General features: G+C 67.6%; 15 protein-coding genes. 9 read left to right on the top strand and 6 right to left on the bottom strand.

Features of this window, described 5'->3' with window-relative positions; translation table 11 throughout:
• Window positions 1–35 precede the first annotated feature (35 nt).
• Window positions 36–665 (top strand): peroxiredoxin, encoded by a 630-nt coding sequence (locus tag ACMVO5_RS07985; protein WP_416906992.1) that lies wholly within the window; start codon window positions 36–38, stop codon window positions 663–665.
• Complete coding sequence (locus ACMVO5_RS07980) at window positions 662–1,306, top strand: ArsR/SmtB family transcription factor (RefSeq protein WP_416906991.1); 645 nt, start codon at window positions 662–664, stop codon at window positions 1,304–1,306. The genes ACMVO5_RS07985 and ACMVO5_RS07980 overlap by 4 nt, the downstream gene beginning before the upstream one ends.
• Here the strand turns inward: ACMVO5_RS07980 and ACMVO5_RS07975 are convergent, their stop codons facing one another.
• The 5 genes from ACMVO5_RS07975 to ACMVO5_RS07955 are packed head-to-tail and all read right to left on the bottom strand — an operon-like array spanning window position 1,307 to window position 6,722.
• Window positions 1,307–1,876, bottom strand: a complete 570-nt coding sequence (locus tag ACMVO5_RS07975) for a Tll0287-like domain-containing protein (RefSeq protein WP_416906990.1) — start codon at window positions 1,874–1,876, stop codon at window positions 1,307–1,309.
• A complete protein-coding gene (locus tag ACMVO5_RS07970; protein WP_416906989.1) occupies window positions 1,873–2,175 on the bottom strand; it encodes an ArsR/SmtB family transcription factor in 303 nt (100 codons plus the stop codon). Before ACMVO5_RS07970 ends, ACMVO5_RS07975 begins: the two co-directional genes overlap by 4 nt.
• Window positions 2,172–5,384: an efflux RND transporter permease subunit gene (locus tag ACMVO5_RS07965; RefSeq protein ID WP_416906988.1), complete on the bottom strand. Its 3,213-nt coding sequence runs from the start codon at window positions 5,382–5,384 to the stop codon at window positions 2,172–2,174. The genes ACMVO5_RS07970 and ACMVO5_RS07965 overlap by 4 nt, the downstream gene beginning before the upstream one ends.
• 14 nt (window positions 5,385–5,398) lie before the next feature.
• Window positions 5,399–6,391 (bottom strand): efflux RND transporter periplasmic adaptor subunit, encoded by a 993-nt coding sequence (locus ACMVO5_RS07960; protein WP_416906987.1) that lies wholly within the window; start codon window positions 6,389–6,391, stop codon window positions 5,399–5,401.
• A 13-nt stretch (window positions 6,392–6,404) separates the two neighbouring features.
• Window positions 6,405–6,722, bottom strand: a complete 318-nt coding sequence (locus tag ACMVO5_RS07955; RefSeq protein WP_416906986.1) for a rhodanese-like domain-containing protein — start codon at window positions 6,720–6,722, stop codon at window positions 6,405–6,407.
• Window positions 6,723–6,825: 103 nt separating this feature from the next.
• Here ACMVO5_RS07955 and ACMVO5_RS07950 point away from each other — a divergent pair, with 103 nt between their 5' ends.
• Genes ACMVO5_RS07950 through ACMVO5_RS07935 form a run of 4 tightly spaced genes read left to right on the top strand, consistent with a single transcriptional unit; the run spans window position 6,826 to window position 10,527 of the window.
• Entirely contained in the window at window positions 6,826–8,109 is a 1,284-nt protein-coding gene (locus ACMVO5_RS07950; RefSeq protein ID WP_416906985.1) for an NAD(P)/FAD-dependent oxidoreductase, read from the top strand.
• 12 nt (window positions 8,110–8,121) lie between these two features.
• Window positions 8,122–8,325 (top strand): DUF2892 domain-containing protein, encoded by a 204-nt coding sequence (locus ACMVO5_RS07945; protein ID WP_416906984.1) that lies wholly within the window; start codon window positions 8,122–8,124, stop codon window positions 8,323–8,325.
• Window positions 8,322–9,569 carry a TolC family protein gene (locus ACMVO5_RS07940; protein WP_416906983.1) on the top strand — a complete coding sequence of 416 codons (1,248 nt, stop codon included), beginning with the start codon at window positions 8,322–8,324 and terminating at the stop codon, window positions 9,567–9,569. The genes ACMVO5_RS07945 and ACMVO5_RS07940 overlap by 4 nt, the downstream gene beginning before the upstream one ends.
• Window positions 9,570–9,609: 40 nt before the next feature.
• A complete protein-coding gene (locus ACMVO5_RS07935; RefSeq protein ID WP_416906982.1) occupies window positions 9,610–10,527 on the top strand; it encodes a carbon-nitrogen hydrolase family protein in 918 nt (305 codons plus the stop codon).
• On the opposite strand, the gene ACMVO5_RS07930 is transcribed toward ACMVO5_RS07935, so the two are convergent.
• A complete protein-coding gene (locus ACMVO5_RS07930) occupies window positions 10,514–10,927 on the bottom strand; it encodes a DUF2177 family protein (protein ID WP_416906981.1) in 414 nt (137 codons plus the stop codon). The two genes, ACMVO5_RS07935 and ACMVO5_RS07930, sit on opposite strands and share 14 nt — an antisense overlap.
• Window positions 10,928–11,031: 104 nt before the next feature.
• Here ACMVO5_RS07930 and ACMVO5_RS07925 point away from each other — a divergent pair, with 104 nt between their 5' ends.
• From ACMVO5_RS07925 to ACMVO5_RS07915, 3 genes are all read left to right on the top strand, one after another.
• Window positions 11,032–11,655 carry a lysophospholipid acyltransferase family protein gene (locus tag ACMVO5_RS07925; protein ID WP_416906980.1) on the top strand — a complete coding sequence of 208 codons (624 nt, stop codon included), beginning with the start codon at window positions 11,032–11,034 and terminating at the stop codon, window positions 11,653–11,655.
• Window positions 11,652–12,461: a DUF1295 domain-containing protein gene (locus ACMVO5_RS07920; protein WP_416906979.1), complete on the top strand. Its 810-nt coding sequence runs from the start codon at window positions 11,652–11,654 to the stop codon at window positions 12,459–12,461. Before ACMVO5_RS07925 ends, ACMVO5_RS07920 begins: the two co-directional genes overlap by 4 nt.
• A gap of 196 nt (window positions 12,462–12,657) precedes the next feature.
• Entirely contained in the window at window positions 12,658–15,942 is a 3,285-nt protein-coding gene (locus ACMVO5_RS07915; protein ID WP_416906978.1) for a TonB-dependent receptor domain-containing protein, read from the top strand.
• The last annotated feature ends 304 nt before the right edge of the window (window positions 15,943–16,246 follow it).

The raw sequence follows: 16,246 nt of genomic DNA, 5'->3' as shown, positions 1-16,246 counted from the left end.
ATAAATGTAAAGCTTTTATAGTCCCAAGGAGCTGCATGACCGATCTTCCGTCGCCCCCCGCCCCGCTCCACATCGGCGACGAAGCTCCCAATTTCACCGCCCGCTCGACCATGGGGCCAATCACCCTGTCTGACTATCGCGGCCGCTGGCTGCTGTTCTTCTCCCACCCCGCCGACTTCACCCCCGTCTGCACCTCCGAATTCGTCGCACTCGCCCGCGCCGCCCCCCGCTTCCAGGCGCTCGGCTGCGATCTGCTCGCGCTCTCCGTCGACAGCCTCTACGCCCATCTCGCCTGGGCCCGCGCCATCCACGATACGTTCGGCGTCACCATCCCCTTCCCCATCCTCGAAGACCCCACCATGGTCATCGGCCGCGGCTACGCCATGCTCAACCCCGAGGCCCCCGACGCCGGCACGCTCCGCCACAGCCTGTTCATCGATCCCGCCGGCATCATCCGCGCCACCATCAGCTACCCCGCCAGCATCGGCCGCTCGGTCGATGAACTGCTCCGTGCACTCGCCGCCCTCCAGCATTTCGACACGAGCGGCCAGGTCACCCCGGCCGACTGGCAACCCGGCCAAAGCGCCCTCAAACCCGCCCATGAAGCGCAAGACGCCGTCCTCGCCGAACCCGGCCTCTGGTTCCACCGCGAGGCCAAACCATGAGCCAAACCCCAACCCCGCCCGTCACCAACCTCGACGAAATCGCCGAACTGTTCCGCAGCCTCGCCCAGGAAACCCGCCTGCGCCTGCTCTGCCTGCTCAAAACCGGCGAACACTCCGTCGGCGAAATCGACTCCCTCCTCGCCATCGGCCAGCCCGGCCTCTCCCAACAACTCGCCATCCTGCGCGGCGCCGGCCTCGTCACCACGCGGCGCGTCGCCAAACAAGTCTACTACAGCCTCAACCCCCAGGCCTTCACCCAGGTCGGCCACCCTCCTCGCCACCCTCAGCCACGCCGCCCCCAAACCCATAACCCCCGAAAAGCCAAAACCCCGCCGCACCGCCGCCGCCAGTTTCGCCCGCATGCTCTGAAAGGGCAGGGGGCTCTGGCGGGCATCAAGGGCCTCCGGCGGCTGGGGCCTCAGGCCCCAGACCCCATTAGTGGCGCAGCGCATATTCCCCGTCGCCCCGGACCTGATCCGGGGCCTAAGCGAACTCCCGTCCCCCCAAGCCCAGCGCCGCAGGCTATCAAAGCGCTTCGCGCCAGCGCTGCCGTCTCAAAGTGCATCCCAACCCCACAAATGGGGTCTGGGGCCCAAGGCCCCAGCCGCCGGAGGCCCTTCTCCCCCGCCGGAGGCCCTTAACTACCTACCGGAGCCCCCCAAAGCCGCCTTCTCCCAGCGGATCGAGAATGCCCCGCGCAGTTGCCCCATCTTGAATCCGGTTGCCTGATCCTGCGGGTAGGCGGCGGCGATGGCGGCTTTCACCTCGGGTGCGATATCGCTGCCGTGGCATGCGAGGCAGACCCCGCCTGTGGGAATGGCGCGCATGTAGCGGAAGGCGGCGCCGCCTTGTTCTTCCACCCAGCCCGAGATTTCGCGCGGCTTGCCGCCGGACATGGGCTGTTCGTCGAGGCTGGCCAGCGCCCAGGCTTCATAGCCGTCGGGTTTCGCCAGCGGGTTGCGGGTTCTGAGCGCGGTGCGCCGCACGGTCGCGCCGCTTTCCTCCGAGAGGCGCTTGGCCAAGGCGGGCGCGATGGTGGTGCAGGCGCCCACGGCCCCGGCCACGCCCTTGTCAGCGATGGCGCCCTGCAATTCCTTCATCAGCGCACCCTGAAACTGGTCGGCGAGCGCGCGTGACCGGGTCTCCGCGTCGTCGCCATTGGCCAGCGCCGGGCTGGCGATCAGCAGCGTGACGAGTCCGATGCGCCTCATGTCGATTCTCCTCCCGCAAAATGGTCGCACAGCTGGTCGATCAGGGCATCAATTTTCGGCCCTGCGGTCGAATAGAAGATGTTGTTGGCCGCCCGCCGCGCCTTCACCATCCCGCCTTCGCGCAGCCGTGCGAGATGCTGGGAGACGCTCGATTGCGACACGCCCACCGCGTCCACCAGCTCGCCCACCGCGCATTCGCCCTGCCGCAGCCGGCAGAGCAGCAGCAGCCGCTGGTCATTGGCCATCAGCTTCAGCGTGCGTGACACGGCCTCGGCGCGTTCGGCCAGTCGTTCGGTCATGGTGTTCCTCCTGCGGGCAGGCCATCGTCGCGCAGCACCACATAAATCGCCGGGATCACAAGCACGGTGAGCGCGGTCGACGAGGCGAGGCCGAACAGCAGCGAGATCGCCAGCCCCTGAAAGATCGGGTCGGTCAAAATCACCGCCGCGCCGATCATCGCGGCGGCTGCCGTCAGCACGATCGGCTTGAAGCGGATGCGCCCGGCCTCGATCAGCACATCGCGCAGCGGCCGCCCCGGCCGGCTGGCCGAGCGGATGAAGTCGACAAGCAAAATCGAGTTGCGCACGATGATGCCGGCAAGCGCGATGAACCCGATCATCGAGGTCGCGGTAAACGGCGCTGAAAAGATCATATGCCCGATGACGATGCCAACCAGCGTCAGCGGCACAGGGGTGAGGATCACCAGCGGCAGCTTGAAGCTCCGGAACTGCGCCACCACCAGCACATAGATGCCGAGTAGTGCTACCAGAAACGCCGCCCCCATGTCGCGGAAGGTCACCCAGGTGATCTCCCATTCGCCGTCCCACAGCAGGCTCGGCACGCGCTCGTCCTCGGGCTGGCCGTTCAGCCGCACCTCGGGCTTCACCAGCCCGGCGCCCGCCCAGTCAAACGCCTCCACCGCGCGGTTCACCGCCAGCATGCCATAGATGGGCGCCTCATAATCGCCGGCCAGCTCGGCGGTCACCATCTCGGCCGCGCGCCCGTCGCGGCGAAACAGCATCTGCCCGCCCGCTTCCTCGCGCATCTCCACCAGCTCGCCCAGGCTCACCAGCGCGCCGTCCCGCCCGGCGGCCATCGGCGTCGCCGCCAGCGCCGCATTCCATGTCCGCGCGCTCTGCGGCAGCGCCAGCTCGATCGGCAGCGGCGTGCGCCCGCCCCCGCGCGGCGCATGGCCAATCACCTGCCCGCCCATCAGCAGCGCCAGCTGGTCCTTCAGCGAGGTTTCCGAAATCCCGTGATAATCCAGCCGGTCGCGCTGCGGCACAGCGCGCAGCCGGGGCCGGCTCTGCCCCTGGCTCACATCGACATCAACGATGTAATCCACCCCACGAAACAGCGCCGCCAGCTGGGTGGCCGTCGCCCGCCGCGTCTCGGCGTCCGGCCCATAAACCTCGGCCAGAAGCGTCGCCAGCACCGGCGGCCCCGGCGGCGTCTCCACCACCTTCAGCGAGGCGCCGTCTGCCAGCGGCACCGCCTTCAGCTTCTCGCGCAGATCAAGCGCGATGGCATGGCTGGAGCGGTCGCGCTCGTCGCGGTGCACCAGCGTCACCATCAGATCGCCCATCTCGGGCCGCGCGCGCAAAAAATAATGCCGCACCAGCCCGTTGAAATTGAACGGCGCCGCCGTCCCCGCATAGGCCTCCATGGCCTCGGCCTCGGGCAGCGTGCGCACCACGGCCGCCACTTCATCCAGCGTCCGCGCCGTCGCCTCAAGGCTGGTCCCCTCGGGCAGATCGACCACCAGCTGCAGCTCCGACTTGTTGTCAAACGGCAGCAGCTTCACCGTCACCGCCTTGAAGTAGAACATCGAGCCCGCCAGCACCGTCGCCAGCCCGACCAAGATGAGGAAGCCCTTCGCCCGCGCCCGGCTGTCGATCACCGCATGCGCCGCGCTCGCATAAAGCGCCCCCAGCCTGCCGCCATCCTCGTCATGGTGTGCGCTCCCAGCCAGCGCGCGCCGCGCAAAGCGGATCATCAGCCACGGCGCAAACACCACCGCCACAAAGAAGCTGAACACCATCGCCGCCGAGGCATTGATCGGGATGGGCGCCATATAAGGCCCCATCAACCCGGAGACGAACAGCATCGGCAGCAGGGCCGCCACCACCGTCAGCGTCGCCACCACGGTCGGGTTGCCCACCTCCGCCACCGCCTCGATCGCGGCCTCGGTGCGCGACCGCCCATCGCCCATCGCCCAGTGCCGGGCGATGTTCTCGATCATCACGATCGCATCATCCACCAGGATGCCAATCGAGAAGATCAGCGCAAACAGGCTCACCCGGTTGATCGTGAAGCCCATCAGATTGGAGGCGAACATGGTCAGGAGGATGGTGGTCGGGATCACCACCGCCGTCACCGCCGCCTCGCGCCAGCCAATCGCAAAGCCGATCAGCAGCACGATCGAAACCGTCGCCAGCCCCAGATGGTAGAGCAGCTCATTGGCCTTCTCGTTTGCCGTCTCGCCGTAGTTGCGCGTCACCGACACGGTCACATCCTCGCCTAAGAGCGGCCCCTTCAGCCCCTCCAGCCGCGCCAGCAACGCGTCTGACACCACCACCGCATTGGCCCCGGCCCGCTTGGCAATCGCCAGGCTCACCGCCGGCGCGCGCGTCCAGGCCTCGCCATCAGCGCGCGCCCAGCGCCAGCTGCGCGCCTGCGTCTCGCGCGGCCCTTGCGTCACATCCGCTACATCGCGCAGCTCCACCGGGCTGCCGTCAGCAGCGCGCACCGTCAGCCGCCCAATCGCCTCCGCATCCGCCATCCGCGCGCCCGAAATCACCGACACCGCCCGCCCGCCCATGCGCACATCGCCCAAAGGCTCGGCGCGGTTGGCGGCCGCGGTCGCCGCCATCACATGGGCCAGCGGCACCTTGTGCAGCGCCAGCCGCGCCGGGTCGGGCGCAATCCGGATCGTCTCCGGCTGGCCGCCGGCCAGAAAGGTCAGACCCACATCGTCCACCTTGGCCATTTCGGCCTGCAGCCGCACCGCCAGCTCGTGCAACATCGCCTCGTCCCAGTCGCCCATGGCGTCGGGCTTGGGCGTCAGCGTCAGCACCATCATCGGCACATCATTGATGCCCCTCACCGTCACGCTCGGGGCCGGAATCCCCGGCGGCACCCGGTGCATGTTGGCCATCAGCTTCTCGTTGATCCTGATCGCTGCGTCCTCGGGGTCCGAGCCCACCAGAAACCGCGCCGTCACCATCACGCCGTCATCCTCGGCCTGGGTATAGACATGCTCCACCCCGTCGACGCTCTTCACGATCGTCTCCAGCGGCACCCCCACCAGCTCGATGGCGTCGGCCGCGCCATAGCCCGGCGCCATCACCTGAATATCGACCATCGGCACGCTGATCTGCGGCTCCTCCTCACGCGGAATCGCCAAAAGCGCCAGAAACCCCACAATCACCGCCGCCATCAGCATCAGCGGCGTCAGCGGCGAATCGATCGTCGCGCGCGTCAGCCGCCCGGAAATCCCGAGCGCCACAGGCTCCCGCCCCCTCACCGCCGCACCACCACATCACCCGCGCGCACGCCCGACAAGATCTCCACCATGTCACCCTGCGCCGCCCCCAGCTGCACCGGCACATCACGCGCGCCCTCATCTGCCACCAGCGTCACGAAATCATTGCCAAAGCGCGTCACCACAAAGCGCTGCGGCACCATCAGCGCGCGCCGCGTGCCGGTGGTCAGCGTCACCGTCAGCCGCCGCCCGATGAAGCTGTCATCCAGCCCCTCCACGCGCGCATCCGCCATCACCTGCCCGCCCGAAACACCGGGATACACCTGCACCAGCTCGCCCACGCGCCCATCGTCCAGCGTCACCTCAGCACCGGGCGTCAGCGCACCCGCCAGCGCCTCGGGCAGTTGCAGCCGCACCACCAGCGGCCCCGCCGTCACGCGCACCACCGGCTGCCCCGGCATCACCACCGCACCCACCGGCACATCGGCCCGCAACACCCGGCCATCGCCCGGCGCCAATACAGCGCCCTGGCCCTCCACATCCGCCCGCGCCCGCGCGCCCGCCCGCGCCGCTTCGGCTCCCGCCGCCGCCGCCCGCGCCTCGGCCTGCGCCGCCTCCAGCCGCGCCTTGCTGTAAACCTTGTTGGCGTAAAGATCCTCGATCCGCGCCAGCGCCGCAGCCGCCTGCGCCGCCCGCGCCTCGGCCGCCGCCAGCTGCGCATCCGCCGCGCCCGTCTCAAAGCCCAGCCGCGCATCGCGCACCAGCGCCAGCCGCTGCCCCGCCCGCACCCGGTCGCCCGCCGTCACATCAAGGCGGGCCAGCGTGCCGCCAATCCGCGCCGGCACCATCACCTCGTCGCGCGCCCTGACCTCGCCCGAAACCCGCCGCACCTCCGGCATATCGGCCACGGCCAGCGTCAGCCGCTCGCCTGCAACGGCCTGCGCCGCCGCCTCGGCCGCCGGCTCCGCTGTCCCGCCACAGCCCGCCAGCGCCAGCGCCAGCACGCTCGCTGCCAATATGCCCCGTTTCATTGGCCCGCGCCCCTCAGCCCGTCACGACCGGCAGCCCGGCCGCCGCCCAGGCGCCGATGCCACCCGCCAGATGGGTATCGATCGCCGCTTCAGCGGCCGCGCATTTGTCCAGTGCCATGCCCGAGCGCTTGCCGCCCGCACATTGCAGCACCACCCGCTTGCCCGCAGGCGCGTCAATCGCGCCCGGTTCAAAGCGCGACAGCGGATGATTGACCGCGCCCGCAATATGCCCGGCCGCAAATTCCCCCGGCTCGCGCACATCGACCAGCAGCACGCGCCCCTCATCCAGCATCGCCTTCAGCTCGTTCGCGGTGATTTCCTTGTGCGTCATTTTCCTGCTCCTTCGATTTCACGGTTGCATATATCGGATAATTATTATATTCCGTCAAGCCATGGGCAACGAAAAACATCAATGCCCCCTTTGGGAGAGAGACATGACCACACCGCACATCATCGTCCTCGGCGCCGGCTTGGGCGGCACCATCGCCGCCTATGAACTGCGCGAAGCCTTGAAGAAGAAGGCAAGAATCACAGTGATTTCCGAGTCGGATGATTATTGGTTCGTGCCCTCCAATCCCTGGGTCGCCGTGCGCTGGCGGGAGCCCGAAGCCATTCAGGTCCATCTCCCGCCGATCTTCGAGCGACTCGGCATCGCCTTCACCAGCGCCGGCGCCAAGCGCGTCCACCCAGCCGAAAAGCGCGTCGAACTCAACGACGGCGCTGTTATTGATTACGATTATCTTGTAATCGCGACCGGCCCGGATCACGCCTATGACGAAATCCCCGGCTTCGGCCCCGAAGGCCACACCGTCTCGGTCTGCCAGACGCACCACGCCCGCCAGGCTGCCGACCGCTTCGATGACTTCGTCAAAAACCCCCGGCCCATCATCATCGGCGCGGTGCAAGGCGCGTCCTGCTACGGCCCGGCCTATGAATTCGCCATGATCCTCGACACCGAACTGCGCCGCCGCAAGATCCGCGACAAGGTCCCCATGACCTTCGTCACCGCCGAGCCCTATGTCGGCCATCTCGGCCTCGACGGCGTCGGTGACACCAAGGGCCTGCTCGAATCAACGATGCGCGACCGCCACATCAAGTGGATCACCAGCGCCCGCGTCACCAGCGTCGATCAAGACGTCATGCACATCGAGGAAGTCGCCGAGGGCGGCGCCGTCACCAAAACCCACGATCTGCCCTTCGGCTTCGCCATGCTGCTCCCCGCCTTCCGCGGCGTACCGGCCATCTTCGGCCTCGAAGGGCTGGTCAATCCGCGCGGCTTCGTCATCGTCGACAAGCACCAGCGCAACCCCAGCTGCCCTGAGGTCTTCGCGCTCGGCGTCTGCGTCGCCATCCCCCCCACCGGCCCCACCCCGGTCCCCGTCGGCGTGCCCAAAACAGGCTTCATGATCGAATCCATGGCCACCGCCATCACCCACAACATCGCCGCCCTCATCGACGGCCATGCCCCCACCGCCGAGGCCAGCTGGAACGCCATCTGCCTCGCCGATTTCGGTGATGAAGGCGTCGCCTTCATCGCCCAGCCGCAAATCCCGCCGCGCAACGTCAACTGGGCCTCACAGGGCAAATGGGTCCATGTCGCCAAGATCGGCTTCGAAAAATACTTCCTCCGCAAGATCCGCAAGGGCGAGAGCGAACCCTTCTACGAGAAGCTCGCCCTCGAACTCATCGGTGTCCACAAGCTCAAGCAAAACGCCTGAAAGGAACGCAAAATGACCCTCGACCGTGCCGTTCTCGCCTTCGCCGGCGTCGTCGTCCTGATGGCCGTGCTGCTCAGCCAGCTCGTCCACCCGGCCTGGATCTGGCTCGCCGCCTTCGCCGGGGCCAACCTCTTCCAGTCGGCCTTCACCGGCTTCTGCCCGGCCGCCATCGTCTTCCGCAAGCTCGGCATCGCACCCGGAACCGCCTTCAAATGAAGCCAGTCCGCCTGCTGCTTGCCGCGCTGCTCCTGTCAGGCAGCGCGCAGGCCCTCACCCTTGAAGACGCCATCGCCGCCGCCCGCGCCCATGCCCCTTCGCTGGCCGAGGCGGAGGCGATGCGCGACGCCGCCTCGGGCCGCCTTTCGCAAGCCCGCGGCGCCCGCCTGCCCACGCTCAGCGTGCAAGGCTCCGCCGGCTTCGGCCGCCTCGATGCCCAGGGCTATTTCGGCCTCGGCAATGCTGCCCAAACCCCCCTGTCAGCCCAAGCCAGCCTCGAAGCGCCGCTCTACACCGGCGGCCGCCTCGCCGCCGCAAATGCCCGTGCGCGGGCCGGCCTCGAAGCTTCCGAAGCCAGCGCCGCCATGGCCGTGGCCAGCCTCGCCGCCGATGTCGCGTCTGCCTATGGCGCGGTGCTCGCCAGCGAAACCATGGTCGAGGCCTATGCCCGCGCGCTCACGCAAATGACCGAGATCGACCGTCAGGCAAACTTGCGCTTCGAAGCCGGCGAAGCCCCCAGCACCGAGGTTGCCCAGGCCGCCGCCCGGCTCGCCGAAGCACGCGGCGGCCTCGCCGGCGCCGAGGGCGCACGCGCCGCCGCCCAGGCCCGCTTCGTCGCCTTGACCGGCCTTGCGCCCGCCGGCCTCGCCCCCATCCCCCAAGGCCCCGACGCGCCCGCCAGCCTCGATGAGGCACTCGCCCGCGCCCGCGCCAACAGCCCGGTCATCGCGGCCGCCAGCGCCGCCCTTGAGGCCGCCCGCGCCGCCACCCGCGGCGCGCGCGCCGAGCGCCTGCCCAGCGTCGGCGCCTTTGCCGAAGCCGGCATCGTGCGCGATCAATTCTTCCCCGATTACAGCATAAACAGCGCCACCGTCGGCGTCCGCGCCCGCTGGACCTTGTTCAACGGCCAAACCAACGGCAAGGTCGCCGAAATGTCGGCCGAGGCGCGCGCCGCCGAAGCCCGCCTGCGCACCGCGCGCGCGATGGTTGAAGAGCAGGTCACCACCCTCCATCAAGGCGTGCTCACCACCCGCCTCATGGCCAGCGCGGCAGAAGCCCAGGCCATCGCCAGCGAAGCCGCCCGCGCCAGCACCGCGCATGAAGTCCGCACCGGCCTCAAGCCCCAACTCGCCCTCCTCGATGCCGAGCGTGAAGCCCTCATCGCCCAGGCCCGCGCCGCCGAGGCCCGCAGCGCCCGCGCCGCCACCGCCTACCGCCTGCAAGCGCTCCTCGGTCCCGAATAGCCCGCTTGCCGCCCGCGCGCCCGCGCCCTAGCCTCACCCCATGAGCACCCGCTTCCCCGTCGCCGCCCTGCAACTCGGCTCAAACCCCGAAGGCACCGCCGCCACGCTCGCCGACATTCTGGCCCATGAGGCCGAGATCAAGGCCAGCGGCGCGCGCCTCGTCGTGCTGCCCGAAGCGCTGCTCGGCGGCTATCCCAAGGGCGAGACCTTCGGCGCCCAGCTCGGCTTCCGCACCGCCGCCGGCCGCGCCCGCTTCGCCGACTATTTCCGCGCCGCCGTCTGTCTCGACGGCCCCGAGATCAAGGCGCTGAGCCAGATGAGCGCCCGCACCGGCGCAACGCTCGTCGTCGGCGTCATCGAGCGGGCAGGGGCCTCGCTCCATTGCACCGCCGCCTTCATCACGCCGACATCCGGCCTCGTCGCTCATCACCGCAAGCTCATGCCCACCGCCATCGAACGGCTGATCTGGGCGCAGGGCGACGGCAGCACCATGCCGGTCGTCGAAACGCCGGCCGGCCGCCTCGCCGCCGCCATCTGCTGGGAAAATCAGATGCCGCTGTTCCGCGCCGCCATGTACGCCAAGGGCCCCGACATCTGGTGCGCCCCCACCGTCGATGACCGGGAGATCTGGCGCGCCTCGATGCGCCACATCGCCAATGAAGGCCGGGTCTTCGTCATCAGCGCCTGTCAGGTCCAGCCGCCCGCCAATCCGCCCGTCGAGAACTGGCCCGAAGACAAGCCGCTCATCGGCGGCGGCAGCCTCATCATCAGCCCGCTGGGCGATATCCTCGCCGGCCCGCTCGGCCCCGAGCCCGGCCTCCTCGCCTGCGAAATCGACCTCGCCTCACTCTCCGCCGCCCGCTTCGATCTCGATGTCAGCGGCCATTATGCCCGCCCCGACCTATTCCAGCTCAGCGTCGATGAACGCGCAAAACCCGGCGTCATTACCCGCCGCTAGGAAAGAGCTTCGCCGTCACCAGCATCCCCACCACCGACGCGCTGCCGGTCAGCACCGTGCCCCAGATCATGTCGAGCACCGTCACCTTCATGCTCCACACTTTCAGCGTGGCGAAGTTGGTCAGGTCATAGGTCATATAACACATCAGCCCCAGCACCGCGCCCTGCACCAGCGCCGTCTGCCAGCGCCCGTCATTCAGCGCCGGCAACACGGCAAACCACAGCATCCCGCCGATATAGAGCAGGTAAAACACGATCGCCGGCTTCAGCCGGAACGGCTCCACCATCATCTCGCCGATCTCCGGCTTGTAGAGGCGCGGCGCCATGTTGATCAGCCACACGCTGTCGATCAGCGCAAAGGCCAGCCCGGTGGCAACATAAGCAGTCAGGATTTTCAGCATGGCGCCACCCTAGTCGGGCGCGCCCAGCCCCGCCAAGATATTTTGACAGCTGCGGCGCCGTGCACAATGATAGCGCACCAACAAACGCCTGTGGGGGAGGGCGCATGACCATCGAAGACCGCAAGCCCGGCCTGATGTCGCGGCTCGCCACCAGGGCGCTGGTCGCCTTCTATCACCGTCAGGGATGGCGCGCCGAAACCGCCGGCCCTATCCCGCGCAAATGCGTGCTCATCGCCGCCCCCCACACCAGCAACTGGGATTTTCTCTATTTCGTCGGCCTCACCCATGATCTCGGCATCAAGGCCCATTTCATGGCCAAGCGCGAGCTGTTCCGCTGGCCCATGAACGGCTTCCTCCATGATATCGGCGGCATCCCCATCAACCGGTCGAGCGGCGGCAATTATGTCCAGGCCATGGTCGATGAGTTCAAGCGCCGCGATGATTTCATCCTCACCATCGCGCCCGAAGGCACGCGCGGCCGCGTCCGCCAATGGCGCACCGGCTTCTATCATATCGCGCGGGGTGCGGGCGTGCCGCTGGTCTGCGGCCTGATGGACTATGCCCGCAAGGTCGGCGGTCTCGGCCCCGCCTTCATGCCCAGCGGCGATTATGTCCGCGACATGGCCCAGGTCGAAGGCTATTACCGCTCGGTGACCCCGCGCCACCCCGGCCTCGCCATGCAGAGCATCGTCGAAGCCAGCGACTATAAGGAAAACAAGGCCGCATGATCGCCCCTTTCTATCAGGCGCTGCTCCACAATTTCGTCGCCATCCTGCTCGCCATGCTGGTCCTCTGGCGCATCGCGGTCGCCATCAAGGATGTCAGCTTCATCGATGCCGTCTGGGCTTACGGCATGGTCTTTCTGGTGGCGCTTACCGCCTTTCTGCTGCTTGGGCAGCCCAAGGGCCCGCTCGGCTGGGCGCTCTTCGGCCTCACCACGCTCTGGGGCCTGCGGCTCGGCACCCATCTGCTCATCCGCTGGCAGCGGCTGGGCCGCGATCCGCGCTACGACAAGATCCTGTCGTCGGTCATGGCCAAGAAACAGTGGAGCTTCTCCAAGGCCGCCCTCCTTCAGGTCTTCCTGCTGCAAGGCCCGCTGGTCTGGCTGGTCAGCCTGCCCGCCCAGGCCGGCCTGCTCACCGATCCCGGCACCGGCCTCACCCCGCTGGCCTGGGCCGGCATCGCCCTCGCCCTGTTCGGCATCGCCTTCGAGACGATCGGTGACGCCCAGCTCGAAGCCTTCCGCAAGGATGAGAGCCGCCGCGGCCAGGTGCTCGACACCGGCCTGTGGCGCTACACCCGCCACCCCAATTATTTCGGCGACGCCGCAACATGGTGGGGCATCTGGGCGGTCGCCGTCGCCGCCGGCGCGCCCTTATGGGTCACGCTCGGCCCCATCTTCCTCACCTACACGCTCACCAAATGGAGCGGCGCCCCCATGCTCGAAAAGAGCCTGAAGAAATCCCGCCCCGGCTACGTTGAATATGTCGAGCGCACCTCGGGCTTCTTCCCCCTGCCGCCCAAGAAGCGCTGAGCGCGCCCCCTGCGAGACGCCGCCCGGCTGTCACAAACTGTAACATTTTTGCAATAGGCGCGCCGTTTTTGCTGCGCTGCGGTACCTGCATACGCATTTCATGTTGCCACGCTAACAGGAATTAGCGACTGTTAGGGTATATTACTCACGTAATACACCCAAGCGTTCGCCGATTTACAGCAAAAGGGTAACAGTCATGCGTCTCTCCAACCGCACCGCCTTCCACACCGCCGTCTCCGCCCTCGCGCTGCTCGCCATGCCGGCCAGCGTCTTCGCGCAGGACGCCACCCAGACGGCCGCCGCCGAAGCCGCCGCGGAAGAAGATGACGCCATCATCGTCACCGGCTCGCGCCTGTCGCGTGATCCCAACGCCACCGCCCCGCTGCCAGTCAGCACGCTCACCTCCGATGATTTCCGCAACGCCGGCAACACCGACGTCACCGCCACGCTGCGCCAGATCCCGGCGCTGATCTCGTCGGGCACCGTCGCTGACTCGCTCGAGCGCGGTGACGGCGGCGTCGGCCAGGCCACCCTCGATCTGCGCCAGTTGGGCGCCAACCGCACGCTCGTCGTCGTCGATGGCTGGCGTCACGTCTCCGGCGTCGCCGGCTCGCAGGCCGTCGATGTCGCCACCATCCCCAATGCGCTCATCGAGCGGGTCGAAGTCCTCACCGGCGGCGCGTCCGCCGTCTACGGTGCCGATGCCGTCACCGGCGTCGTCAACTATGTGCTGAAGAAGGATTTCGAAGGCATCGCCATCGACGCCCAGACCGGCATCTCCTCCAATTTCGACGGCCAGAGCTACCGGCTCGAAGGCACCATCGGCAAGAATTTCGCCGATGGCCGCGGCAACGTCACCCTCTCGCTCGGCTACACCAACGATGCCGAAGTCCTGCTCGGTGACCGTGATTTCACCGCCAACAACGGCCGCTTCAACAACTCGACCACCTATCCCAACCCCGCCCGCCGCTTCCAGCGCGGCGACATCAGCGCGTCCGCCACTCCCAATTTCTTTGATCGTTTCCAGGTCGGCGGCGGCCGTTTCCCCATCGGCTTCGCCATCCCCTCGGCCGCCGATTTCGCCGATTTCTTCCCCGGCCAGACGCCCACCGCCGCCGAACAGGCGCTGATCGACCGCGCCGCCAATGCGCCCCGCTTCGCGCTCGGCGCCCAGCCCGTCTTCGCCATCTCGTCGGAACAGGGTCTGGTCTTCCGCCGCGATTTCGATTTCTTCGGCGCCGACATCAATGGCAACGGCATCGGTGACTGCGAGGAAAGCTACATCGGCCTCACCGGCTTCGGCGGCGGCGGTTGCTATGTCACCACGCCCGGCGGCGGCGTCCGCATCTTCCAGGATGGCATCGTCGCCTCCTCCTCCAACCAGTTCGGCGGCGACGGCGCCATCGAACGCACCAACGCCACCTCGCTGACCCCGGCTTCCGAGCGCTTCTATGCCAATTTCCGCGCCAGCTTCGAGGCCGCTCCCGAAGCCCGCTTCTGGGTCGATGCCAAATATGCGCGCAACAAGGCCACCAGCCGCGCCAGCTACAACACCTTCTACGATGGTCTGCTCATCTTCCCCGAAAACCCCTTCATCCCCGACATCCTGCAAGCCGATGCCAATGACGGCGGCGGCCTGCGCATCAGCCGCGACTTCACCGACCTCGGGCCGGGCATCACCACCGGCGATCGGGATACCTACCGCATCATCGGCGGCGTCGATGGAACCCTCACCGACCATCTGCGTTACGAACTCGTCGCCAACTATGGCCGCACCGACAACAAGGTGACCTTCTCCAACTCGGTCCGCTACGATCGCCTGTTCGCCGCCATCGACGTGATCAGCGATCCCGTCACCGGCCAGCCGATCTGCCGCTCCGACATCGATGACACGCCGCACCCCGGCTCGCAGTTCTTCCCCGTCATCGCCCCCGGTTTCTTCACCTTCACACCGGGTGACGGCTCCTGCGTCCCGGTCAACCTGTTCAACGGCCGCAATTCGGTCAGCCCCGAAGGCGTGGACTTCATCACCACGCCCACCACCGACCGTTTCCGCCTCGAACAGACCGTCCTCACCGCCATCCTCGCCGGTGACACGGGCGGCTTCTTCAACCTGCCCGGCGGTGCCGTCAGCTTCGTCGCCGGCTTCGAATATCGCAAGGAAAACTCCAGCTCCAACTTCAGCGATCTCGAGCTCGGCCTGCTGCCCGCCGGCTCGCCCGCCGGTCCCGCCGGCACCTTCATCGGTGACATCTCCGACAATCAGCAGCTGATCTTCGATCCCAGCACGCGCCAGCAAAACGCCGGCGGCTCGTTCGACGTCAAGGAGCTGTTCGGCGAGGCCAACCTGCCGCTCCTCAAGGACATGCCCTTCGCCTATGAGCTGAGCCTCGGCGGCGCTGCCCGCTATTCCGACTATTCGACTGTCGGCAGCACCTTCACCTGGAACGTCAACGGCACTTGGGCGCCCATCGAGGACATCCGCTTCCGCGGCACCTATGCCCGCGCCATCCGCGCCCCCAACATCTCGGAGCTGTTCGACCCCGCGCAGGGCGCCACCTTCCGCCCGGCCGATCCGTGCGATCTCAACAACATCAACGCCACTGCCAATCGTCAGGCCAATTGCCTCGCCGCCGTCACCGCCGCCGGCTTCCCCAACGCCGCCGATTTCCTCGCCAATTATGTCGATCCGCTCAACGGCCGCGTGCCGGGCACCAGCGGCGGCAACCCCGACCTGAGCGAAGAAACCGCCACCAGCTGGACCGTCGGCGCCGTCATCCAGCCCACCTTCATCCGCGGCCTCACCCTGTCGGCAGACTATTACTCGATCAAGATCACCAATGCGATCGACGCCGTCGAGGCGCAGGACACTGTCAACACCTGCTACGACAACGCCACCTTCCCCAACCAGTTCTGCGACGCCTTCGATCGCTTCGGTCCCGGCACCGCCTTCCCCTTCGGCTTCAGCTTCATCCGCGAAAGCCAGATCAACTTCGGCCGCATCGAAACCTCCGGCATCGACTTCCAGCTCAACTACCAGTTCAGCCTCGGCAAGAATGATTTCGGCCTCAGCGTCGCCGGCAACTGGACCGAAAAGCTCGACCGCTTCTTCGATCCCGTCGACACCACGCTGGTCAACCCCGGCCTGCGCGAGCAGGCCGTCCCCGAATGGTCGGGCTTCGGCTCGGTCAACTGGCGCCGCGGCATCTTCAGCCTCAACTACGGCCTGCAATATGTCCAGTCGACCGCCGCCGCCTCGGTCATCGAGATCGAGCGCATCGACGAGGAGTTCGGTCCCGCCGGCTTCGCCCCCGATTACTGGATCCACAACCTCAGCTTCAACGTCGATGCCACCGACACCGTCAGCTTCTACGGCGGCGTCAACAACCTCACCAACGCCGTCCCCTATGTCGCCAGCCGCGCCTATCCAGTCTCGGGCATCGGCCGCTTCATGTTCCTCGGCGTCCGCGGGCGGTTCTAAGGCGCGGCGCAGCGCCCAAAGCGATAGCGCAGCTATCGCGAAAGAGGCGCAAGCCCGGCCAGCGCGGCGGACAGCCCCGCTGGCCGATCGCGTCTGAAGTCAGGCGCGGGCTCCGCCCGCGCCCCGGCCCCCCAAGAAGGGCCTCCGGCGGTCAGAAGGGCCTCCGGCGGCTGGGGCCTCAGGCCCCAGACCCCAATAGTGGAACAGCCCACAACTCCCCGTCGCCCCGGACCTGATCCGGGGCCTAAGCACGTCCGTTCCCCCCAAGCCCAGCGCCGCAGGCTATAAGAGCGCGTCCCGCGCC

This window comes from Polymorphobacter sp., from assembly GCF_048007885.1.
Lineage (GTDB): Bacteria > Pseudomonadota > Alphaproteobacteria > Sphingomonadales > Sphingomonadaceae > Sandarakinorhabdus.
The sequence above is the reverse complement of the archived record's forward strand: the minus strand, read 5'-3'. Positions and strand labels throughout refer to the sequence as shown.